A 21,722-nucleotide genomic window follows, 5' to 3' on the forward strand; every position below is an offset into this window, starting at 1 on the left:
GCGCCGAGCGCCGCGGCGCGATGGACTCGTCGGATGCACACCGCCCCGCAGGACGCCCCCGGCGACGGCACGGCGCGGTCCGCCGGCCTCACCGCCGACGAGATCGACCGGATCCGCCGCGACTTCCCCATCCTCGACACCGAAGTGAACGGCCACCCGCTCGTCTACCTCGACTCGGCCGCCACCTCCCAGAAGCCGCGCCAGGTGCTGGACGCGGAACGCGCCTACCTGGAGCTCCGCAACTCCGCCGTCCACCGCGGCGCGCACACGCTCGCGGCCCTCGCGACGGAGGAGTTCGAGGAGGCGCGGGAGAAGGTGGCGCGCTTCGTGGGCGTCGACGCGAGTGAGATCGTGTGGACCTCGAACGCGACCGAGGGGATCAACCTCGTCGCGTACGGCCTCGGGAGCGCGGCCGCGCCGGAGTCGGTCCGCGTGCGGGAGGGCGACGAGATCGTCGTCACGGAGTCGGAGCACCACGCGAACCTCATCCCGTGGCAGCAGCTCGCGCTCCGCACGGGCGCCGCGCTGCGCTTCATCCCGGTCGACGACGCGGGCGCGCTGCGGCTGGAGACGCTGGGTGACGTCATCACCGACCGCACGCGCGTCGTCGCGCTCGCGCACGTCTCCAACGTGCTGGGCGGCATCGCGCAGCTCGGCCCCGTGATCGCCCGGGCGCGGGAGGTGGGCGCGCTCGTCGTGCTCGACGCCTGCCAGTCCGTGCCGCACCTGCCCGTGGACCTGCGCGCGCTCGACGTCGACCTCGCCGTCTTCTCCGGCCACAAGATGCTCGCGCCGACCGGCATCGGGGTGCTCTACGGACGCCGCCGGGTGCTCGAGGCGCTGCCGCCGTTCCTCACGGGCGGGTCGATGATCACGACCGTGACGATGGAGGCGGCCGAGTTCCTGCCGCCGCCCCAGCGGTTCGAGGCCGGCACGCAGCGCATCTCGCAGGTCGTGGCGCTGGGCGTCGCGGTCGAGTACCTCGAGGCCGTCGGCATGGACCGGATCGCGGAGCACGGGCGGCGCATCGGCGCGCGGCTGGTGTCGGGTCTCTCCGGGATCCGGGGCGTGCGCGTGCTCGGGTCGGGCGCCGACGGTCACCGCGTCGGGCTGGCCGCCTTCGACCTGGCGGGCGTGCACGCGCACGACGTGGGGCAGATCCTCGACGACCGCGGCATCGCGGTGCGCGTCGGGCACCACTGCGCGCAACCGCTGCACCGCCGGCTCGGGCTCACCGCGTCCACGCGGGCGAGCGGGACCCTGCACACGACCGACGCCGAGATCGACCTGCTACTGCAGGGCGTCGAGGACGCGGCCGCGTTCTTCGGGGCCGGCCGATGAGCGCCCCAGCCTCCGGCGGTGGCGCGCTCTACCAGGAGCTGATCCTCGACCACTCGCGCACGCCCGAGGGCCAGGGCGATCCCACCGGCTGGCCGCTGCACGCGCACCAGGTGAACCCGACGTGCGGGGACGAGATCACGCTCGGCGTCCGCATCGAGGACGGCCGGGTCGCCGAGATCGCGTGGACGGGCCACGGCTGCGCGATCTCGCAGGCGTCGGCGTCGATGCTCGTCGGCGTGCTCGACGGCGTGGACCTCGACACGGCCCACGCGCGCGCCGCCGCGTTCCGCGAGGTCATGCGCAGCCGCGGTGCATCGCACCTCGACCCGGAGGAGTTCGGCGACGCCGTCGCGCTCGACGGGGTCTCCCGGTACATGGGCCGCGTCAAGTGCGCGATGCTGCCGTGGACGACGCTGGAGGAGGCGCTCCGCGCGGGCTGACGCGGCCGGTCCTCCCCGCCCGTCCCTCCTCGCGCGGGGCGGTGCAGAGTGGAGGGGCGGCGGCCGTGCGGGCCGGCGACCTACGACACGAGGAGGATCCGTGGCCCCCGACGACGACATGCCGAGCACCATCCGCCGCTCCCCCGAGCATGCGCAGGCCACCTGGTCGGCGGCGCACGCGGCGGCCGAGGAGCAGTACGGATCCGGCGAGCGCGCCGAGCGCACCGCCTTCGCCGCGCTCAAGCACGGCTTCGAGAAGGTCGGCGATCACTGGGAGCCCAAGGCGTCGGCGGGGCCGTCGGACGCGGGAGCCGAGGACCGCGGTGCGGGCACGGCGGGCGGGGTCGACGCGAACGCCTCGAAGGCGCACCTGACGGAGGTCGCGCGCCGCCTCGACGTCACCGGCCGCAGCCGCATGACGAAGGACGAGCTGGTGGACGGGATCCGGAAGGCGAACGACCGGGAGACCCGGCGGGCGCGCGAGCGCGACAGCTGAGGCGGGGCGGGCGGGGCGGGCGCCCCTAGGGGAGGTCGACGCGGAACAGCGCGCACTCCGTGTCGTAGTAGGCGCGCGTGCGGCCGAGGGGGCGCATCCCGATCCGTCGGCACACGGCCTGCGACGGCGCGTTGGCCGGGTTCGTCACCGCGAGCACGCGCGACAGCCCGCCCTCGGCCGCGTGCGCGAGCACCCGCTTCGCCGCCTCCGTCGCGACGCCGCGACCCCAGGCGTCCGGGTGCAGGTGCCAGCCGATCTCCGTCTCGCCGTCCTCGGGCGCGTCACGCGGGGCCGGGTCGTCGCCGGCGAGGGGCGCGGCCGACGCGGGCAGGTCCTTGAGCAGCAGGGTGCCGAGGAGCGCGCCGCCCTCGCGGTCCTCGATCGCCCAGATGCCGCGCACGGGGTGGTCGAGCGCGGCGTAGCGGGCGGCGCGGGAGGCGGCCTGAGCGGGATCCGTCTGCACCGCACCGGCGCCGATCCACCGCATCGCCTCGGGCCGCGAATGCAGGTCGAGGAGGAAGGGGGCGTCCGCGTCCGTGAAGCGGCGGAGGAGCAGGCGGTCGGTCGCGAGGTCGGGCATCGCCCCAGGCTAGGGGGCGACGTCGGTGGCTCCCCCTAGCGTGACGGCATGCCCGAGCCGGTGGATGCGTGGTGGGCGCGACGCCGCTGGTCGCGCGGCCTCGACGTGCCGTACCCGGTGGGCACCTACCGGGAGGCGTGGGCGTCGTTCCCCGTGCTCATCCGGCAGTACCACCCGGAGTTCAACCGCGGCATCACGCTCACGCAGGTGCCGCCCGCCGCGGACGTCCTCCTCACCTGGCAGTGCGACACGGGACACGTCTTCGTCGCGACGCCCGAGGAGCAGCGGCGGCGGCCGGGCCGCGGGCGCCGCCGCTCGTCGTGGTGCCCGGACTGCGCCGAGGCCGCGGCCCCGCGCACGCCCGTGCTGCCGATGGCAGATCAGGTGCGGTGGCCGGGGGCGTCGCCGCTCGTGGCGGGGCCCGTGGCGGGGGGATCCGCGGCGGGAGCGGCGGCATCCGCGGCGGCTGGAGGATCCGCGGCGGCCGGATCCCCGCGCCCGCGGAGGGGCGCGCGCGACGGCATGCCGTCCAGCCGCGGCACGGGTCGCGACCGCCGCGGGAAGGACGGCACCCCGAGCGCCGCCGCTCCGGCAGACGCGGATCACCCCGCATCCGCGGATCGGCCCGCCGCGCGCGTCGCCGCCCCGCCGCCCGCCCGCGCCCGCCGCTCCCCCGCCGTCTGCGCGAAGACCCCCGACCTCCCCGTCGGCGAGCCGTTCGCGAGCGCATGCGCGCCGCCGCCCGCATCCGCCGTCGAGGAGCGCCTGCGCCAGGACCTGGCCGCCCGCCTCGAGTGCATGTCCCCCCTCAACGCCGTGCGGCTCGCGCGCCCGTTCTTCGAGCACCTCGAGGCGTGGCCCGACATCCTGCTGCCCGAGCTGCGCGTCGCGATCGAGTACGACTCCACCGGCCGCCACGGCCTCGAGCACGTCGGCCGCCGCGAGGAGGCCGACCGGCGCAAGGATCGCGCGCTGCGGGCCGCCGGCTGGGAGGTGATCCGCATCCGTACCGGCAAGCTGCCGCCCCTCGGACCGTACGACCTGTGCGTCTCGGGCCTCACGCGCGGCACGGTCGACCAGCTCCTCGACCGGCTCCGCGAGATCCGCGGCCCGTTCCTGGTGGACGCCTACCTGCGCGAGGTGCCGCCGTCGGCCGCCGCCGGGTGACGCGCGTCCGCCCGCGTTAGCTGACCCGCAGTGCCAGCGCCTCGCTCCGCCAGCGGGCGAGCAGCTTCCACGGATCCGGCTGCCCCGCGGCGAGCGCGGCGACGTGCGCCCGCAGCTCGACGTCGAGGTCGAACCACTCCGTGCGGTCGAAGCGCTGCCGCGCGAACTGCGCGTGCCGTGCCCGCTCCACGGCCCGCCCGCCGCGCTCGAAGGCCAGGAGCTCGTCGTGACGGAGCGTGCCCAGGCGCTGCCGCGGGTTGGCGCTCGTGCCGATCTTCATCCGGTCGTCGAAGCGGATGTAGTAGACGACGTCGACCCGTGGCGGCGCGAGCTCGCCGTCCGGGTGGTCGCCGTGTCGCCACTCGCACACGGCGCACAGCCAGCCCGACGGGTACCGCACCCCGAGGCGGGATCCGCACGCCGGGCACGGCGACGGCAGCACGTCCTCGACGCCGTGCGCGCGCTCCGCCCTTGCGGCGGCCGCCACGAGGTGCGCGGCGCACAGCGGGACGGGCGCACCGCTCTCGACCGGCGCCGTGCACCCCTCGGCGCGGCAGCGCGCGGATCCGCTCGACGTCATCCCCCGACGCTAGGCGCGGGTGCCGACATCGGCAGCCTCATCGACCGGGCCGCAGAGCCTCAGCGCGCCGCCCGCACCACCACGGGCGCCTGATCGTCGAGGCCGCGGCGGAGCTCGACCGAGGTCCACGGCACGGGCGCGTCGGCGAAGATCGGCTCGAGCACCTCCCACATGATGCGGCGGTCGGGGCCGACGAAGTAGACGTCGTAGGAGTCGTCGCCGAACTCGTTGCCGTCGATGCAGCCGGCCTCGAGGAGCTGCAGGGCGTCGTCGCCCGCGATCTCGGTCGCGGCCAGCGACTCGAACGCCTCGTACGCGGTCGCCGCCTCGCCGGCCTCGAAGCGCAAGACGACCCAGTCGTCTGGTGCGTCCGGGCGGGTCCAGGGGCGCGCGGCCGCGACGATCGCCATGGTCAGGCCGGTGATGATCCCGCTGAGGATGAGCGCGCGGACCCGGGGCGTCATGCCCGCGCCCGTCCGGCGTCGACTGCTGCGCTCATGCGACCTCCCCGTCCCGGCGGCCGCCCGCGCGGGGCCGCTCGCCTCCCCAGTATCCCCGCCGGATCCGCGGATGTGACCGGTCGCCCGCGACTCTGGACCGGGAACGGTCCTGGTGGATACCGTGCCTCCGACGAGCAGGCGTCCCGCCCGCCCGGCCCATCAGCGCCGCAGAGGAGCTCCGTGTCCGACACGAGCACGCACGAGGAGCTCATCGCCGCGATGGCGACCGTCTTCGACCTGATGGACGCCGCCACGATCGCGGCATGGGACGGGCTGACGGGACTGCAGATCCAGCTCCTGCGCGTGGTCGCGACCGACATGCGCATCGACCGCCAGTCGCTCTCGGTCTGGACCCGCACGTCGCGCGCCGCCCTCGTGCCGAGCCTCGCGGCGCTGCTGCAGCGGCAGATCCTCGCCGAGCAGGTGGACGTCGAGGGCGCGCACCTCGTCGTCGGGACCTCGGGCCGCGAACTGCTCGAGCGCGTGCTCCGCGCCCGCACGGGATGGATCCGCGGGGCCTGCGCCGCCGCGCAGCCGCCCGTCGCCGAGGCGGACCTGCGGCACGCGATCGTCACGTTGCGTCGCGTCGCCGACGGCGCTTGACCGCACCCCGCCACGCGACCGCGGGTGACCGCCACCCCCTCGACCCCGCCACCACCCCGCCCCTAGGGTGGGGAAATGTCGAACCCCATCGAGGCCCAGGCACCCCCGCGATCCGAGCTGAAGCGCTCCATCACGGTCAAGCAGCTGTACTTCTACGTGGTCGGCGACGTCCTCGGATCCGGCATCTACGTGCTCGTCGGCCTCGTCGCCGCGGCCGTGGGCGGCGCGTTCTGGATGGCGTTCCTCGTCGGCGTCTCCATCGCGACCATCACCGGCCTCGCCTACGCGGAGCTCGTGACCAAGTACCCGCAGGCCGCCGGCGCCTCGCTCTACATCAACAAGGCGTTCAAGAGCCCGGTGCCCACGTTCTTCATCACCATCTGCATGCTCAGCGCCAACATGGCCGCCGTCGGTTCCCTCGCCGCCGGCTTCGTGCGCTACCTCAGCGACCTCATCGGCCTGCCCGAGTCCGCCATCTGGGCCACCACAGGCATCGCGGTCGCGTTCGTCGCGGTCATCACGCTCATCAACCTCATCGGCATCAGCGAGTCCGTCGTCGCGAACGTGATCATGACCTTCGTCGAGATCAGCGGCCTCATCATCGTCGTCGCCATCGGCGTGATCGCGCTGATCGAGGGCGTCGGCGACCCGGCCGTGCTGCTGCAGTTCCAGGTCGAGGGCGGCCCCGGATCCGCCGTGCTGGCCGTGCTCGCCGGCGTCTCGCTCGCCTTCTTCGCCATGACCGGGTTCGAGAACGCGGCGAACGTGGCCGAAGAGACCATCGACCCGTCGCGCGCGTTCCCCCGCGCCCTCATCGGCGGCATGATGACGGCCGGCGTCGTCTACGTGCTCGTCTCGATGGCCGCGGCTCTCGCCGTCCCGATCGACGCGCTGGCGGGCAACACGCTCCCCGAGGTCGTGCGCGCGGACCTCTTCGTCATCCCCGCGGCCGTGATGCTGGTGGTCTTCGGCCTCATCGCCATGGTCGCCATCAGCAACACGGCGCTCGTGACCGTGGTGGCCCAGTCGCGGATCCTGTTCGGCATGGCCCGCGAGAACGTCGTCCCGGCGGTCTTCGCGAAGGTGCACCCGGCCCGCCGCAGCCCCTACGTGGCGCTGATCTTCGGCGGCGCGGTGGTGGCCGGCCTCCTCATCATCGGCGCGGCGATCCGGTCCAGCCAGGCCAGCATCCCCGAGGACGAGCGGCTCGACATCGTCGACCGCCTCGCGACCATCACCGTCGTGTTCCTCCTCTTCATCTACGCGCTCGTGATCGTCGCGTGCCTGAAGCTCCGTGGCCACGACGAGCGGGACGACACGTACCGCGCGAACACGCCGCTGCTCGTCGTCGGGATCCTCGGCAACGTCGCCGTGCTGATCTACACGCTCGTCGACGACCCCGGCGCCCTGTTCTGGGTCGGCGGCCTGCTCGCGCTGGGGCTCGTGCTCTACCTCGCGCAACGCACGTTCGGCGCCAAGAAGCCGGACCTGGAGGCCGCCGCCGACGTCGCCGCGTCCGGCCCGACGGACAGGGAGGTCTGACCGTGCACGTCATCGTCACCACCGACGGATCCCAGGCGTCGCTGCAGGCAGCCCGCCAGTTCCAGGTCATCGCGGACTCCCGCGAGATCACCGAGGTCACCGTGCTCGCGGTCGTGAGCCCGTACGCGGCCGCGCCGTTCGCCAACGAGCTCGGCCCGCACCACGCCCCCGCGCAGACCGAGCTGAGCTACCGCAGGGACGCGGAGGCGGCCGTCGACGTGGTCGCCGAGGTCTTCGACGGCTGGGGCCCAGCCATCCACCGCGACGTGCGCAGCGGATCGCCCGCGACAGAGATCATCCGCGCCGCCGAGGAGCTATCCGCGGGACTGGTCTCCATGGCGGCCGGCAGCCGCGGCCTCACGGCGACGATCCTGCTCGGCAGCACGGCCTCGCGCGTGCAGCACTCGGCACCGTGCCCGGTGCTGATCTGCCGGCCGACGGTGCGGGGGCGGGGGTAGCGCGTCGGTTCAGGCGGTACTCGACGTCGAATTCCTACCAAGGGATTGACCCCGGCCCATGGGGTGCCGCTTTGCGCGCCGGTTGACAACACCCCCGAAAGGGAACACTGGTCTACTTCCCCGCACGAGGAACTGCATTTAGGCTCATAGCGTCCCAATACGAAGATGCAAAGGCGCTCATGGACCCGATATACACGACCGAGACGATGGCCACGCGAGCTTTAGCCGCGGAGATACGACACGACCCGCAGGCGTTCACGACATGGGTTGTGGAGGCATTGGAGGTCGAACGAGAGGAGCTGGGTCAGGTCTCGAACGTCCGCTGCGAGGCCGAGGAGAACATCGACGTGGTGGTCACCTATGAATCTGGCACGCGCGTCGGCATCGAGGCCAAATTCGACCACGTGGTGACGGACGGACAACTCGCTCGGGAATCCGATGCGGTCACTCACCTGGTGCTCCTGGTGCTCGACCAAGCGGATGCACACGGACATGAGGCCGAGGTCGACGCGGTCGCGACCTGGGAAGAGCTGCTCGCCCGGTTCCGCGGCACACGACTCAGCCAGGAGGACATCGATCGCATCCCCGCGACGAAGAAGAAGGTCGAACGCCGCATGCAGGTGCTCAAGCTCGACGACCTCCTCCCCGAAGGATGGACGACGAGCATCATCCGCGGGGATGGAGGCATGTCCTCGATAGTGCTGGACGGGCCCACACCTGAAGGCGGACGACGACTGTGTGGTCAGATCCAGGTCAGCGGCCGGGACAGCAAGCGGCCGATCGAGGAGATCACACTGGAATATCACGTGGGCGTCAACGTGCGCTTGGATGAGGACGATTTCCCCGAGGACCCGAAGGACCGACCGACCTGGCTCGATGATCTCGACATCCTCGGCGACGTGTTGCAGCGGGATGCGGACCGATTCACGGTGCGCGAGAATTCACCTCGAAATGGGACGTCTGATCTGGGTAAGCGGAAGATGCCCATCGTGCATGAGCACCTCAAGGGCAGAGAATGGCTCGCCCAGGGATACTGCGACTGGTCGCTCGGTGCGAAGTCCGCGCTCCGCCCCCTCGACGAGCTGGAGGCTCTCGCCCACGAGGCCGTCGCGCTCTTCGTCGCCTGGGACACTGCTCGCATGTCCGCGTCGGCGGCAGCCACCTCCTGACGGTCACCGTCTCCTAGGCGGCCGGTTGCGGTCGCCTAGCTGTAGTTCCTCGGGAGGTTGTGAACGCGTGGGCGGATAGCGAAGACCTCCGGGACGATGTGAGTTACCAAGCACACGTCATCACCGGAGGTCTTCGTGACTCACGCTAACGCCCCGTTCACTCCCGTGGGCAGGGTTCGGCTTGCCCGGTTGATCATCGAGGACGGGTGGCCGGTCCGGCGTGCGGCGGAGCGGTTCCAGTGCTCGCCGGCGACGGCGTCGAGATGGGCTCGCCGGTATCGGGCCGGGTTGCCGATGACGGACCGCTCATCCCGCCCGCACCGGCAACCGACCCGCACGAGTCAGCGTCGGGAGCGGCGGATCATCGCGCTGAGATTCACTCGCCGGTGGGGCCCGCACCGCATCAGCTACCACCTGCGTATCCCCCGTTCCACGGTCGAGCGGGTCCTCCGTCGCTACCGGATGCCGTTGCTCACGCACCTGGATTCCGCGACGGGACTCCCCGTCCGACGCTCGCCCGCGCGACGTTACGAGCACTCCTCACCGGGAGATCTGGTCCACGTCGACATCAAGAAGCTCGGCCGCATCCCGGACGGCGGCGGGCACCGAGTCCTCGGCAGAGCGGCCGGCCGGAAGAACAACCCCCGGACCGGGCGGGGATACGCGTTCCTGCATCACGCCGTGGATGACCACTCCCGACTCGCGTACTCCGAGATCCTCACCGACGAGCGCAAGGAGACCGCTGCCGCGTTCTGGGCCCGCGCGAACGCGTTCTTCACCGCCGCGGGCATCACCGTGATCCGTGTCCTGACGGACAACGGCTCCTGCTACCGCTCCCACGCCTTCACCGAGGCGCTCGGCACCATCGCCCACACACGCACCCGCCCCTACCGGCCCCAGACCAACGGGAAGGTCGAGCGCTTCAACCGCACCCTCGCCACCGAGTGGGCCTACGCCCACCCCTACCTCACCGACGAGGCCCGCGCCGCGACCTACCCTGCCTGGCTGCATCACTACAACCACCACCGCCCCCACACCGGCATCGGCGGACTCACGCCCGCCGAACGCGTTCACAACCTCACTGGGAACTACAGCTAGCCGGTCGCGGATCCTCTGGAGCGACGCAGCGAGGCGCCCGTCAGCCGACGGTCGCGCGGTCCTCGCGCGGCTCAGGCTCCCGTCGCGAGCGCGGCTTCAGCTCGCTGACGAGCGTGCCCGCGACGATCAGCGCGGCGCCGAGGATCGCCAGCGCAGGAAGCCGCTCACCCGCCACGCGTCCGACGACGCCCGCCCAGACCGGCTCGCCCGCGTAGATGATGGTCGCGCGCGTCGGCGAGACGGAGCGCTGCGCCCAGTTCATCGTGAGCTGGATCAGGCAGCTGCTCGCCCCCAGCGCGAGCGCCGCGACGAGCCACACCCACGAGAACGCCGGGACCGCCTCGCCGGCCACGGGCATGCACGCGAGCGACAGCGCGCCGGCGACGAGCAGCTGCACGACGGTGACGCGCCCGACGTCGACGCGACCCGCGAACAGGCCGATGAGGATGATCTCCGCAGCGATCGGGAGCGTGCTGACCAGCGTCGCCAGCTCCCCCGCACCCAGCGCCACGCCCTCCTGCGGACCAGCGACGAGCAGGAGCCCGACGAAGGCGAGCGCGACGCCCACGAGGGCGAGCGCGCTCGGCCGCTTCCGGAACGCCGCCCACTGCAGGAGCGGCACCAGCGGCACGTACAGGGCGGTGATGAACGCGGAGGTGCTGCTCGGGATCGTCTGCAGGCCGTAGGTCTGGAGGCCGTAGCCGAGGAAGATCATGACCCCGATCGCCGCGCCGGCGCCCACGTCGATCCGGCGCATCCCCCGGAGCGCCCGACGGAAGACGACCGCGCTGATCAACCCCGCCGCGAGGAACCGGAGCCCGACGAAGAACAGGGGCCCGCTGTGCTCCATGGCGACGTGCACGGCGAGGAACGTGCCGCCCCAGATCGCGGTGATGCCGATGAGCGCCCACTCGGGACGGGACGGACGGACGGCGCGGGGCAGCCTCGTGCGCATGGGGCGGAGCCGGCCGCGTCAGCCCGTGATGATGCGGGCGCCGTGCACGGGCCCGGTGGCCCGGATCACCTGGAGGCGGGCCGCGCTCAGCGCGATCTGGAGCTCGAGGGCGCTGTCGAGGTCGGATGCGAGGAACGCGACCGTGGGGCCGGATCCGGAGACGATGCCCGCGAGCGCGCCGTTCTCCTCGCCGAGCTGCAGCACCTCGCCGAGGCCGGGCGCGAGGTGGAGCGCGGGCGCCTGGAGGTCGTTGTGGAGGACCTCGGCGAGCATGTGCGGATCCCCCGCCCGCAGCGCCTGCAGCACGCCCGAGTCGACCTGCGGGATCTGCTGCGCCGGGAAGATGTCCTGCGCGTGGCGCTCGCGGTGCTTGTCGAGCTCGCCGTAGACGTCGGGCGTGGAGACGCCGAACTCGGCGATCGCGAGCACCCACTGGAACGTGCCCTTGGCGAGCGCGGGGCTCAGGCGGTCGCCGCGGCCCGTGCCGATGGCGGTGCCGCCCGCGAGCGCGAAGGGCACGTCGGCGCCGAGCTCCGCGCCGAGGGCGAGCAGCTGGTCGCGCGTGCGCTCGGTGCCCCAGAGGGTGTCGCAGGCGAGGAGGGTGGCCGCGGCGTCCGCGGATCCGCCGCCCATGCCGCCCGCGATGGGCACGTCCTTCTCGATGCGCAGGTGCACGCCGCCGCGGTGGCCGGTGCTGCGGGCGAGGAGCCGGGCGGCGCGGATGGCGAGGTTGTCGCCGCCGGTGGTGAGGCGCGACGTGTCGATGGATCCGCCGAACTCGACCGAGAAGCCGTCGGAGCGGGTGGCGTACACGTCCTCGTAGAGGCTGACCGCCTGGTACGCGGTGGCGACGTCGTGGTAGCCGTCCTCCTGGAGGGCGCCCACCGTGAGGGAGACGTTGATCTTGCCCGGGGCCCGCGCGTGCACCGCATCGGAGCTGGTGGCCGCGGAGGTCATGTGCTCCAACCTAGCGGAGGCTGAGAGGCTCCCCGACCTGGTCGCGACCCGCCCAGGCATGGGCTACGCGGAGGTAGTCGTGGACGCTCAGCTGCTCGCCCCGCGAAGTGGGGGCGACCCCGCCGGCCTCGAGGAGGGCCGACGCCGCCTCGCTCCCGCCGAGCAGCTCCGCGAGCGCCTGGCGGAGCATCTTGCGGCGCTGCTGGAACGCGGCGTCGACGATCGTGAAGGTGCGCTTCCGCAGCTCCTCCGACGCGAAGGGCTCCGCGTGCCGCTCGAACGCGACGAGCACCGAGTCGACGTTCGGCACCGGCCAGAACACCTGGCGGCTCACCTGGCCGGCCGTGCGCCAGGCGCCGTACCAGGCGGCCTTGACGCTCGGGGCTCCGTACACCTTGGATCCGGGCGCCGCGGCGATGCGGTGCCCCACCTCAGCCTGCACCATGACGACGCCCGTGCGGATCGCCGGGAAGTGCTCGAGCAGGTGCAGCAGCACCGGCACGGAGACGTTGTAGGGCAGGTTCGCGACGAGCGCGGTCGGATCCCCGGGCAGCTCGGCGACGCGGAGCGCGTCCTCGTGCACGACGGTGAGCACGGCGTCCGGCTGGTAGAGCGCCACCGTGATCGGCAGCTGCTCGGCGAGCCGGCCGTCGATCTCCACGGCGACGACGCTGGCGCCGGTCTCGAGGAGGCCGAGCGTGAGGGATCCGAGGCCCGGCCCCACCTCCACCACGTGCGTGCCGGCCTCGACGCGCGCGACCCGCACGATGCGGCGCACGGTGTTGGCGTCGATGACGAAGTTCTGGCCGAGCTTCTTGGTGGGCGCGACGCCGAGCAGCTCGGCGAGGTCGCGGATCTCGGCGGGGCCGAGGAGCGTCGGGGCCGCGGCGGGAGCGGGCGCCGCGGCGGCGGCCGTCTCGTCGCTCACGCGCGGCCCGCCGGATCCATCTCGGCGGGGTCCTTCGACGGCGATGTGACGGGCTCGTCGTCCCAGCGCCCGTAGACCAGCTCGGTGTTGGAGGAGATCTGCGCGGCGAGCATCGACACGTCGGTGCCGAGGTGCGCGGCCATCGCGCGGAGCGTGTGCGGGATGAGGTACGGCGCGTTCGGCCGCCCGCGGAACGGCACGGGCGTGAGGAACGGCGCATCCGTCTCCACCAGCAGCAGCGAACGCGGCGCGAAGGCGAGCGCCTCGCGGAGATCTGCTGCGTTCTTGAAGGTGACCGTGCCGGAGAACGACATGTACCAGCCGTTCTCGGCGCAGATCCGGGCGAGGTCCTCGTCGCCGGAGAAGCAGTGGAAGACGGTGCGCTCGGGGGCGCCGACGCGCAGCAGCGTCTCGACGACCTCGTCGTGCGCATCCCGGTCGTGGATCTGGAGGGCGATGCCGCGCTCCTTGGCGATGCGGATGTGCTCCTCGAACGAGCGCTGCTGGGCGGCGCGGCCCTCCTCGCCGGTGCGGAAGAAGTCGAGGCCGGTCTCGCCGACGGCGCGCACGCGGGGTCGTCCGGCCAGCTCGTGGATCTCGGCCAGCGCGTCGTCGAGCGTGCCCGCCTCCTCGTAGCCCGGCGCCTCGTTCGGGTGGATCGCGACGGCCGCCAGCATGCGCGGCTCGTGCGCCGCGGTCTCCGCCGACCAGCGGGACGTCTCGAGGTCGCCGCCGACCTGGATCACGCCGCGGACGCCGACCGAGCTCGCGCGGTCGAGGTGCTCGGTGAAGTCGATGGGCGACTCGCCGTCCGCGATCTCGAGGTGCGTGTGGTTGTCGTAGACGGGGACCGTGAGCGCCTCGGGCAGCGGCGGGTACGTGAGATCGCGCGTCTGGCCGTGGGCCGAGGAGGTGTCGCGCTGGCGCACGTAGCTGGATTCGGACATCCCGCACAGCCTACCGACGGGCGGGTGCCGCACCCGGTGGGACGCAGCGTCCGGATGCCCGGCCGCGGGCGTCAGGCTCCGGCCGCGACCGTCTCCTGCTCGATGCGCGGGAACAGGGGCGCGTCGAGCGGCGTGACGGTGCCGGATCCGGTCCACTCGTCGGCGAGGTCGATGCGCTGCTGGCCGACCGTGCCGGTGCCGCCGAGCGCGGTCCAGAGCTTGGCGGTGGCGCCGGGGAGCACGGGGGCGAGCAGCACGGCGAGCGTGCCGAGGCCGCGGACCGCGGTGTGCAGCACGGTCTCGAGCCGCGCGCGGTCCTCGTCCTTCTTCGCGAGGGCCCAGGGCTCCTGGCTCGTGATGTAGCCGTTGAGCTCGTCGACCAGAGTCCAGACCGCGGCAAGCGACTCGTGGATCGCGAGCCGCTCGATGGCGTCGTCCGCGGTGGATGCGGCGGCGCGCGCGACGCTCTGCACGCGCAGATCCGCCTCGGTGAGCTCGTTCGCCTCGGGGATCCGGCCGTCGAAGTAGCGGCCGACCATGGCGATCACGCGGGAGGAGAGGTTGCCGAAGCCGTTGGCGAGCTCGGCCTGGTAGCGGGCGCTGAGGTCCTCCCAGCTGAACGAGCCGTCCTGCCCGAAGGCGAAGGCGCGCATGAAGTAGTAGCGGAACGCGTCGATGCCGAAGGTGTCGGTGATGGTCTGCGGCACGATGCCCGTCAGCTTCGACTTCGACATCTTCTCGCCGCCGACGAGCAGCCAGCCGTGGCCGAAGACGCGGCGGGGCGGCTCCTCGCCGAGCGCCATGAGCATGGCGGGCCAGATGACGGCGTGGAACCGCAGGATGTCCTTGCCCACGAGGTGCGTGGCGGGCCAGCGGCGATGGAACGCGTCGTCGTCGACGCCGTAGCCGATGGCCGTGACGTAGTTCATCAGCGCCTCGAACCACACGTAGACGACGTGGCTCTCGTCCCACGGGATCGGGATGCCCCAGTCGAAGCTGGAGCGCGAGATGGAGAGGTCCTCGAGGCCGCGGCGCACGAAGGAGAGGATCTCGTTGCGGGCGCTCTCCGGCTGGATGAAGTCGGGCCGTTCCTCGTAGAACGCCAGCAGCCGCTCGCCGAAGTCGCTCATGCGGAAGAAGTAGTTCTTCTCCTCCAGCAGCTCGACCGGCTTCGAGTGGATGGCGCAGACGAGCTGGCCCTCGAACGGACCCGTGCCCTCGAGGAGGTCGGACGGCTGCTTGTACTCCTCGCAGCCGACGCAGTAGTAGCCCTTGTACTCGCCTGTGTAGATGAACCCGGCGTCGTGCAGGCGCTGCAGGAAGACCTTGACGCTCTCCTCGTGGCGGGCGTCGGTGGTGCGGATGAAGTCGTCGTTGGAGATGTCGACGGCCTCGAGCAGCGGCTGCCAGCTCTCGGTGACGAGGCGGTCGGCCCAGGCCTTCGGCGTCGTGTCGTTCGCGGTGGCCGTGCGGAGGATCTTCTGCCCGTGCTCGTCGGTGCCCGTGAGGAACCAGGTGTCGTCGCCGCGCTGGCGGTGCCAGCGGGCGAGCACGTCGGCGGCGACCTCCGTGTACGCGTGCCCGATGTGCGGGACGTCGTTCACGTAGAAGATCGGCGTGGTGATGTAGAAGGGCTCGCCGCGGGACATGGGCTCCATCGTAATGCTCGGCGGGAGCGGTCCCGGCCGTGTGACGGGGGGGGTGCAGGTGGGGTGGTGCGGCACAGCTTCGGTGCCTCATCCGTTGGCCCACCGCGAGGTGGGAAACCGTCTCCGACCCCATCACCGCAGAGTGGGAGCTGACGGCACCCCGCAATGCTCAGCGACGCGGGCCGACACGGCCTCCGCGTCCTCACGGGCGAGGAGCGCAGCGACAAGCCCCGCCGGGATCGTCTCGGCGGGGCGCTTGATCGTGACGCTGAGCACACGACCGCGGAACCGGACGATCGACGGCGACACATCGACGCGCACTTGATTCGGGTCACCCGTCCCGCGCGGGACGAAGGGCCGAGGCGGTTGCAGGAGACGCGGCTCGAGGTTCATCCTGAATAGGTGTGGAATTCGCGAAAGAGCAGTCGTCGTCAGACGTCCCCGGCACCTGCCGAAGTCTGGATCGTCTTGCATGATGAATCGCCGCACAACACCGTTCTCGGTGTCTTCGCGACCGAGCCCGAGGCGTCGCAGTTCGCGGACGAGGTGGAAGCGCAGTTCCCGCAGGGCGTCATCTACACGAGCTTCCGAGTCGGCTACCGCTACGACCGCGGGCCGGGGCACGTCGAGTTCGGGCCTGCCCGCGGGTAGCTCGCACGTCGGCGGGGGCGGTGAAGCCCCCGCCGACTCAGGTCACGGGTTGGTGCCGCAGGGGAGCGTGGCCTCCTCATAGGCGGACGCGGTGCCGGTGCTGCCGGTGGGGAAGGTACCCGTGCTGCGCACGATCATGCGGAAGGTCGTGTCACGGAGGTCGTCGCACTTGCGAATCGGCGAGGTCTGCTCGAGTCGGCCCTGACCTGCGTTGACCGAGTTGAAGGGCCCCGCCACCTTCTGCAACCCCCACCACACCGTCTTGTACAGCTCAGTGGTCTGCGAGATCTGGGCCATCACCACGGTGCACTGCGTAGCTGGGTGGCCGCCCACTGCACCGTACGGGTAGATCCCCCCGGACTTGCGCTTGTACACGTTGCCCGTGTCGATGGAGCAGCTCTGACCGTTTGCAGCGGCGGTCGGCGAGACAGCCTGCTTGCTGACGGAACCCGTGGATGACGGAGCTGAGAACGTGGCCGTCTCGCTGCCTGCGGACGGCACCTGGGACCAGGTGAGGTCGCCAGGGCCAGGAGCCGGAACCGATGGGTCATAGGCAGGGGCGTCGACCGGAGCTCCGACGGACAGGGCTGCGGCGAGTCCAGGTTGAGCGGGCGTCGCCGCTGAGGCAGGCATGGCAGTCAGTAGTGAAGTAGTGATGAGAGCGCAGGTTGCAGCAGCGGCCAGGGCGGTTCTCGTTTGGATGGGCACGATCGACCTTTCAGGCAGAGCGCCCCGGCTACCCCTCGTAGCCGAATGAAGGCGCGCATCATTGATAGCCGCAGTCGGCCGCACTCAGCATCCATTCAGGTCCACGCGCCAGCCAATCGGCAGCGATGGTCACCAGAACGTCGGGCATCGTCACGCTCGACACGACAACCCGCGTGTGACTGCGGACGGAGGCGGGCGGGGAGCGCCTGCTAGACGGGGTCTCCGAAGGGGTTGGGAATCACGCTTCGCACGTCGACGGGTGCAGCCGAGGCACTCGGACTCCGCCCCGAGTCCTGCACATACGCGACGGCGAGGACGGCGACGACGACGACGACGTGATCGAACTGCCCGAATCGTTCGGGTCGTCCACCACCTACGAACTCGGGCCGCGCCTGCGCGACGGTCAGGAGAGGTGCCGCTCCGCCGCCCCGTCGTACTCCGACAGCGGACGGATCAGCGAGTTCGACGCCCGCTGCTCGACGATGTGCGCCGTCCAGCCGACCACGCGCGCGGCGACGAAGAGCGGCGTGAAGGCGCGGGTCTCGAAGCCGAGGAGCGCGTAGGCGGGGCCGGACGGGTAGTCGAGGTTCGGCAGGATCCCGGTGCGCTCGGCCATGCCGCGCTCGAGCGCGTCGTACAGCTCCATCGTGCGGCGGGCGGACTCCCCCGTCTCACCGCCGGCCTCGACGCGCACGACCACGAGGTCGTCGAGCGCGGCCTTCATCGTCGGCACGCGCGAGTCGCCCGCGCGGTAGACGCGGTGGCCGAAGCCCATGACCTTGCGCTTGGCGGCGAGGGCCTCGTCGAGCCACGCCTCGACCCGCGCTGCGTCGCCGATCTCGTCGAGCGTCTCAAGCACGGCCTCGTTCGCGCCGCCGTGCAGCGGGCCCTTGAGCGCGCCGATAGCGCCCGTGACGGCGGAGTGCAGGTCGGCGAGGGTCGAGGTGATGACGCGGGCCGTGAACGTGGAGGCGTTGAAGGAGTGCTCGGCGTAGAGGATCAGCGACACCTCCATGGCCTTCGCGTCCGCCTCCGTGGGGCGCTCGCCGTGCACCATGAGCAGCAGGTTCTCGGCGAGGCCGAGGTCGTCGCGCGGCTCGACGGGCGCGAGGCCCTGGCGGCGGCGCTGGTCGTAGGCGATGAGCACGGGGATCTGCGCGAGGAGCCGCACGGAGCGCTCGAGGTCGGCGTCGGCCGAGTGGTCCTCGGGCGCGGGATCGGCGGCGCCGATCGCGCTGACCGCCGTGCGGAGGACATCCATGGGGTGCGCGTCCACGGGCAGCGCGTCGATGATCCGCAGCACCGCGTCCGCCGGCTGTCGCTCCGCGCGCTCCTGGTTCTCGAAGTGCGCGAGCTCCTCGTCGGTCGGCAGCTCGCCGTGCCACAGGAGGTACGCGACCTGCTCGAAGGAGCAGTGCGCGGCGAGCTCCTGCACGGGGTAGCCGCGGTAGAGGAGGGAGTTGGTGGCCGGCTCGACCTTGCTGATGGCGGTCGTGTCGACGACGACGCCGGCGAGGCCCTTGCGGATGTCGGTCATGGTGCTCCTTCGCGTCATGCCGCACCCGCGTGGTCGGGCGGATCGAGTCGCCTCCGGGTGCGTTCGTCACTGTATCGGGGCAGGTGCCGCGCGGGCGAGGGCCGCCCGTGGCCGAGGCGGTGGACGCGCGATGGCGGGCTGGGGAGGAGGCGACGGGCGTCGCGCCCCACGTGACGGGCGGCTCCGCACCCGGTCCCGGCGGCCTCCGCTCGGTAGCCTCACGAGCAGGCGCTCCCGCGGCGCCGCCCGCACCGCAGCGCCGACCCGGAGGACGCCATGCCCGAGAGCACCGACCACGCCGATCCCGCGACCGACGCCCAGCCCGGCGCGGCGACCGAGCCCGAGCGCTACGACGTCGCCGTCATCGGCGCCGGACCCGCGGGCACCGCCGCCGCCCTCCGCGCGGCCGAGCTCGGCGCATCCGTCGTCGTGCTGGAGGCCGGACGCGTCGGCGGCACGTGCGTCAACACCGGGTGCGTGCCCACGCGGGTGCTCGCGAAGACCGCGCGGCTCGTGCGCGAGGTGCGGTCCGCGGGCGAGAACGGGATCGGCGTGGGCGATCCGACGCCGCACTGGCCCTCGATCGTCGCGCGCGTGCACGAGCAGGTCGACCGCGTGCGGTCGCTCAAGGACGAGGCCGAGCGGTTCCGCGCGGCGGGCGTGACGCTGATCCACGAGGGCCGCGCGCGGTTCGTCGACGACCGGACGCTCGTGCTCGATAGCGGCCGGCGGATCACCGCGGGCTCGATCATCGTGTGCGTCGGCGGCCACTCGCGCCGCCTGCCCGTGCCCGGCGCCGAGCTCGCGACCGTGCCCGAGGACGTGCTCGCGCTGCCGGGGATCCCCCGTCGTCTGGCGGTCATCGGCGCGGGCAACACGGGCGCGCAGCTCGTCACCGTGTTCCGCTCGTTCGGCTCGGAGGTGACGCTGCTCGACGTCGCCCCGCGCGTGCTCACCGCGTCCGACGAGGCGATCTCCGAGGCCGTCGCCGACGCGTTCACCGCGCAGGGCGTGCGCGTGCACACGGGCATCGACACGGTGACGGGCCTGACGAAGACCGGCGACGGATCCATCACCCTGCTCTGGCGCGACGGCGACCGCCCGCAGTCTTCCAGCTTCGACGCCGTGATCATGGCCACGGGCTGGCCCGCCGACGTCGAGGACCTTGGGCTCGAGCATGCGGGGCTGGAGGTGGAGCGCTCGGCGATCCCGGTCGACCGCTACCTCCGCACGCGCGTGCCGCACATCCTCGCGGTGGGCGACGCCAACGGGAAGGACATGCTCGTGCAGGCGGCGCAGTCCGAGGGCGAGGCCGCGGCGGAGAACGCGGTGCTGGGCGTCAACCGGCGGATCCCGCTGCAGCTCCTCCCGGCCGGCGGCTTCACCGACCCCGACTACGCGGGCGTCGGCCTCACGCAGGCGGAGGCGCGCGAGCGCGACAGCGCGTGCGTGGTCGCGCGGGTGCCGTTCGCCGAGGTCGACCGCGCCGTGATCGACGACCGCGAGGCCGGCTTCCTCCTCCTCATCGCCGACCGCCGCCGTGAGCTCATCCTCGGCGCGCACGCCGTGGGCGAGAACGCGGTCGAGGTGATCCAGTCGGTCACCACCGCGATGGCCGCGGGCGTCGACGTCGCCACCCTCGCGCACGTGCGGTTCGCGTACCCGACGTACAGCGCGATCATCGGGATCGCCGCCCGGCGGCTGCTGCAGGAGGACGACCGGGCGGGCGAGCTCGACTGACGCGACGCCCGGGCGTCCGTGATCGGATGGGCGGATGACCGCGCTCATCGTCACCGCCCACCCCGACACCGACTCCCTCACCCACGCCGTCGCCCGCCAGCTCGTCGACGCGCTCGGCGCGTCCGGCGTCGCGACCGCGCACCTCGCGCAGGAGGGCTTCGACCCCGTGTTCGGCATGGCCGACCGGCGCGCGTACGCCGGCGACTCCCCGGCGCCCGCGGACGTGGTCGCGGAGCAGGCGCGCCTAGACGCCGTGGACCACGTCGTGCTCGTCTTCCCCGTGTGGTGGTGGTCGATGCCCGCGCTGCTGAAGGGCTGGATCGACCGGACGTTCATCGCCGGCTGGGCCTTCGGAATCGACGACGACGGACGCATCGAGAAGCGGCTGCAGCGCCTCACCGTGCACCTCGTGCCCGTCTCCGGCACGAGCCAGGAGGCCTTCGCCCGGCACGGCTACCTCTCCGCGTTCGAGACGCAGATCGGTCACGGGATCCTCGAGTACTGCGGCGCGCGCAGAGGCGCCATGGCCTTCGTGCACGACTCCGAGTCGGGCGACCGGGACGCGGTGGGGCCGAGGTGGAGCGGGCCGTCGCGGAGGTGGTGGCGGCGGTCGGCGCGGTCTGACCGGCAGACCGCGCGTCGCGACACGGGTCGCCGCCGCTACGGGCGGACCGCAGCCCGCGCATCCCGCCGCCGCTCGACCGCCGTCATCACGACGTACAGCGTCGTCCAGAGCACGAGGCCCGTGGCGAGGAAGATGCCGACGACCGCGAGCACGCCGCCCGCGGTGTCCACCCGGAACCAGCCGCTCAGCAGGAGCCCGGGGAGGACCGTCGCGAGCATCAGGACGAAGTGCGTGACGGACTGCCGGGTGAGGCTCCAGCGGTCCACCTGGTAGAGGAGCGAGCCGGCCGCGGTCGCAGCGACGATGACGCCGACCGCGAGGGTCGAGCGGCCGTCGGCGGTCCGCCCGTCCGCGAGCAGATACGCGGCGATCGCCGACATGGCGACCAGCGGGATCCCGCCGAGGAGCACGGCACGGAGGAGGAGCCGCGGACGGCGCGCGACGGCGGCCCCGCCGGTGTCGCGGGTCATCCGGCGGCCGGCTCTCGGGGCGGCCCGGCGAGCCAGGCGTACTCGGTGCTGCACGCGTCCGGGATCCCCTCCATGCCGGAGAGGTCGTACGGGGACGTCGGCTCGGAGGACACGCCGCCGCCCAGGCTGACCTCGTCGCCCACCCGGTGGGACTCGTCGCCGAGGGCGAGGGTCGTGCCGTCCCACCGGGTCGTGCGCTCGGGGAGGATCGGCAGCCAGTGGGCGGAGCCGCCGTCGGGCGCGTAGCCCGGCGTCTCGAGGTAGAGGCAGCCGTCGCGCTCGACGAGCGTGCCGGTCAGGAGCGCCTCCATGCCGTCGCCGTCGTCGCGGTAGGTGGCGATCTCCGCCGACCCGGGGACGGGTGACGCCGCGGCGGCGGCGTCGGCGGGCGCCTCCGCCGGGCTGGTGGCGCATCCCGCGAGGAGCGCTCCGAGGGCGGCTGCGACAGCGATCGTGCTCGCGCTGGTCCGTGCTCGTGCGGGTGCTCGTCGCATGCGGTCTCCTCGTCCCGCCCAGCAGACCACGCGCACCCGCGCCGACGGAACTCCCGGTGAGGGGGCCGTGTGGCGCGGCCCCGCGGG

23 protein-coding genes and 1 pseudogene are annotated in these 21,722 nt (G+C 72.6%); 12 read left to right on the plus strand and 12 right to left on the minus strand.

Annotation, left to right across the window (positions count from 1 at the left end):
• Positions 1–33: 33 nt before the first annotated feature.
• From CMS_RS11330 to CMS_RS11340, 3 genes are all read left to right on the plus strand, one after another.
• Positions 34–1,341, plus strand: a complete 1,308-nt coding sequence (locus CMS_RS11330; RefSeq protein WP_012299579.1) for a SufS family cysteine desulfurase — start codon at positions 34–36, stop codon at positions 1,339–1,341.
• The gene (sufU, locus tag CMS_RS11335; protein WP_012299580.1) at positions 1,338–1,781 is read left to right on the plus strand and encodes a Fe-S cluster assembly sulfur transfer protein SufU; all 444 of its coding nucleotides are present in this window, start codon (positions 1,338–1,340) and stop codon (positions 1,779–1,781) included. The genes CMS_RS11330 and sufU overlap by 4 nt, the downstream gene beginning before the upstream one ends.
• A 100-nt stretch (positions 1,782–1,881) precedes the next feature.
• Entirely contained in the window at positions 1,882–2,277 is a 396-nt protein-coding gene (locus CMS_RS11340) for a ChaB family protein (RefSeq protein WP_012299581.1), read from the plus strand.
• A 25-nt stretch (positions 2,278–2,302) separates the two neighbouring features.
• Here the strand turns inward: CMS_RS11340 and CMS_RS11345 are convergent, their stop codons facing one another.
• Positions 2,303–2,857, minus strand: coding sequence for a GNAT family N-acetyltransferase (locus CMS_RS11345; protein WP_012299582.1), 555 nt, complete (start codon positions 2,855–2,857; stop codon positions 2,303–2,305).
• 48 nt (positions 2,858–2,905) lie between these two features.
• Between CMS_RS11345 and CMS_RS11350 the strand changes: the two genes are divergently transcribed.
• On the plus strand, positions 2,906–4,024 hold the full coding sequence (locus tag CMS_RS11350) for a zinc-ribbon domain-containing protein (RefSeq protein ID WP_041464648.1): 1,119 nt from the start codon (positions 2,906–2,908) through the stop codon (positions 4,022–4,024).
• Positions 4,025–4,040: 16 nt separating this feature from the next.
• On the opposite strand, the gene CMS_RS11355 is transcribed toward CMS_RS11350, so the two are convergent.
• Positions 4,041–4,604 (minus strand): GIY-YIG nuclease family protein, encoded by a 564-nt coding sequence (locus tag CMS_RS11355; RefSeq protein WP_012299584.1) that lies wholly within the window; start codon positions 4,602–4,604, stop codon positions 4,041–4,043.
• Positions 4,605–4,663: 59 nt separating this feature from the next.
• Positions 4,664–5,068 (minus strand): hypothetical protein, encoded by a 405-nt coding sequence (locus tag CMS_RS11360; protein ID WP_012299585.1) that lies wholly within the window; start codon positions 5,066–5,068, stop codon positions 4,664–4,666.
• A gap of 216 nt (positions 5,069–5,284) precedes the next feature.
• Here CMS_RS11360 and CMS_RS11365 point away from each other — a divergent pair, with 216 nt between their 5' ends.
• The 5 genes from CMS_RS11365 to CMS_RS11385 all read left to right on the plus strand — a co-directional run bounded on the left by CMS_RS11365 (position 5,285) and on the right by CMS_RS11385 (position 9,974).
• Entirely contained in the window at positions 5,285–5,707 is a 423-nt protein-coding gene (locus tag CMS_RS11365; RefSeq protein WP_012299586.1) for a hypothetical protein, read from the plus strand.
• Positions 5,708–5,782: 75 nt separating this feature from the next.
• Positions 5,783–7,249, plus strand: coding sequence for an APC family permease (locus tag CMS_RS11370; protein WP_012299587.1), 1,467 nt, complete (start codon positions 5,783–5,785; stop codon positions 7,247–7,249).
• Between the two features lie 2 nt (positions 7,250–7,251).
• Positions 7,252–7,707: a universal stress protein gene (locus CMS_RS11375; protein WP_012299588.1), complete on the plus strand. Its 456-nt coding sequence runs from the start codon at positions 7,252–7,254 to the stop codon at positions 7,705–7,707.
• Between the two features lie 206 nt (positions 7,708–7,913).
• Positions 7,914–8,876 (plus strand): hypothetical protein, encoded by a 963-nt coding sequence (locus CMS_RS11380; protein WP_012299589.1) that lies wholly within the window; start codon positions 7,914–7,916, stop codon positions 8,874–8,876.
• A 135-nt stretch (positions 8,877–9,011) separates the two neighbouring features.
• Positions 9,012–9,974: an IS481 family transposase gene (locus CMS_RS11385; RefSeq protein ID WP_012299590.1), complete on the plus strand. Its 963-nt coding sequence runs from the start codon at positions 9,012–9,014 to the stop codon at positions 9,972–9,974.
• A gap of 40 nt (positions 9,975–10,014) precedes the next feature.
• Here CMS_RS11385 and CMS_RS11390 read toward each other — a convergent pair whose 3' ends face one another.
• The 5 genes from CMS_RS11390 to metG all read right to left on the minus strand — a co-directional run bounded on the left by CMS_RS11390 (position 10,015) and on the right by metG (position 15,410).
• Positions 10,015–10,929, minus strand: a complete 915-nt coding sequence (locus tag CMS_RS11390; protein ID WP_012299591.1) for a DMT family transporter — start codon at positions 10,927–10,929, stop codon at positions 10,015–10,017.
• A gap of 18 nt (positions 10,930–10,947) precedes the next feature.
• Complete coding sequence (locus tag CMS_RS11395) at positions 10,948–11,886, minus strand: 4-(cytidine 5'-diphospho)-2-C-methyl-D-erythritol kinase (RefSeq protein WP_012299592.1); 939 nt, start codon at positions 11,884–11,886, stop codon at positions 10,948–10,950.
• A gap of 10 nt (positions 11,887–11,896) precedes the next feature.
• Positions 11,897–12,814: a 16S rRNA (adenine(1518)-N(6)/adenine(1519)-N(6))-dimethyltransferase RsmA gene (rsmA, locus tag CMS_RS11400; RefSeq protein ID WP_012299593.1), complete on the minus strand. Its 918-nt coding sequence runs from the start codon at positions 12,812–12,814 to the stop codon at positions 11,897–11,899.
• The gene (locus CMS_RS11405; protein WP_041464649.1) at positions 12,811–13,761 is read right to left on the minus strand and encodes a TatD family hydrolase; all 951 of its coding nucleotides are present in this window, start codon (positions 13,759–13,761) and stop codon (positions 12,811–12,813) included. Before CMS_RS11405 ends, rsmA begins: the two co-directional genes overlap by 4 nt.
• A 71-nt stretch (positions 13,762–13,832) precedes the next feature.
• Positions 13,833–15,410 carry a methionine--tRNA ligase gene (gene metG / locus CMS_RS11410; RefSeq protein WP_041464650.1) on the minus strand — a complete coding sequence of 526 codons (1,578 nt, stop codon included), beginning with the start codon at positions 15,408–15,410 and terminating at the stop codon, positions 13,833–13,835.
• A 468-nt stretch (positions 15,411–15,878) separates the two neighbouring features.
• On the opposite strand from metG, the gene CMS_RS11415 reads away from it, so the two are divergent.
• Entirely contained in the window at positions 15,879–16,061 is a 183-nt protein-coding gene (locus CMS_RS11415; RefSeq protein WP_012299597.1) for a hypothetical protein, read from the plus strand.
• Between the two features lie 42 nt (positions 16,062–16,103).
• Here CMS_RS11415 and CMS_RS11420 read toward each other — a convergent pair whose 3' ends face one another.
• Positions 16,104–16,436, minus strand: a complete 333-nt coding sequence (locus tag CMS_RS11420) for a hypothetical protein (protein WP_041464651.1) — start codon at positions 16,434–16,436, stop codon at positions 16,104–16,106.
• A gap of 736 nt (positions 16,437–17,172) precedes the next feature.
• The gene (locus tag CMS_RS11425; protein ID WP_012299599.1) at positions 17,173–18,324 is read right to left on the minus strand and encodes a bifunctional 2-methylcitrate synthase/citrate synthase; all 1,152 of its coding nucleotides are present in this window, start codon (positions 18,322–18,324) and stop codon (positions 17,173–17,175) included.
• Between the two features lie 258 nt (positions 18,325–18,582).
• Here CMS_RS11425 and CMS_RS11430 point away from each other — a divergent pair, with 258 nt between their 5' ends.
• Positions 18,583–20,046: a dihydrolipoyl dehydrogenase family protein gene (locus tag CMS_RS11430; protein WP_012299600.1), complete on the plus strand. Its 1,464-nt coding sequence runs from the start codon at positions 18,583–18,585 to the stop codon at positions 20,044–20,046.
• A 34-nt stretch (positions 20,047–20,080) separates the two neighbouring features.
• A pseudogene (locus CMS_RS11435) lies at positions 20,081–20,545 on the plus strand (NAD(P)H-dependent oxidoreductase); the annotation flags it as partial.
• Positions 20,546–20,706: 161 nt separating this feature from the next.
• Here CMS_RS11435 and CMS_RS16665 read toward each other — a convergent pair.
• Positions 20,707–21,141: a DUF3021 domain-containing protein gene (locus tag CMS_RS16665; RefSeq protein WP_012299601.1), complete on the minus strand. Its 435-nt coding sequence runs from the start codon at positions 21,139–21,141 to the stop codon at positions 20,707–20,709.
• The gene (locus tag CMS_RS11440) at positions 21,138–21,635 is read right to left on the minus strand and encodes a hypothetical protein (protein ID WP_012299602.1); all 498 of its coding nucleotides are present in this window, start codon (positions 21,633–21,635) and stop codon (positions 21,138–21,140) included. The genes CMS_RS16665 and CMS_RS11440 overlap by 4 nt, the downstream gene beginning before the upstream one ends.
• Between the last annotated feature and the right edge of the window lie 87 nt (positions 21,636–21,722).

This window comes from Clavibacter sepedonicus (assembly GCF_000069225.1).
GTDB classification, from domain to species: Bacteria; Actinomycetota; Actinomycetes; order Actinomycetales; family Microbacteriaceae; genus Clavibacter; species Clavibacter sepedonicus.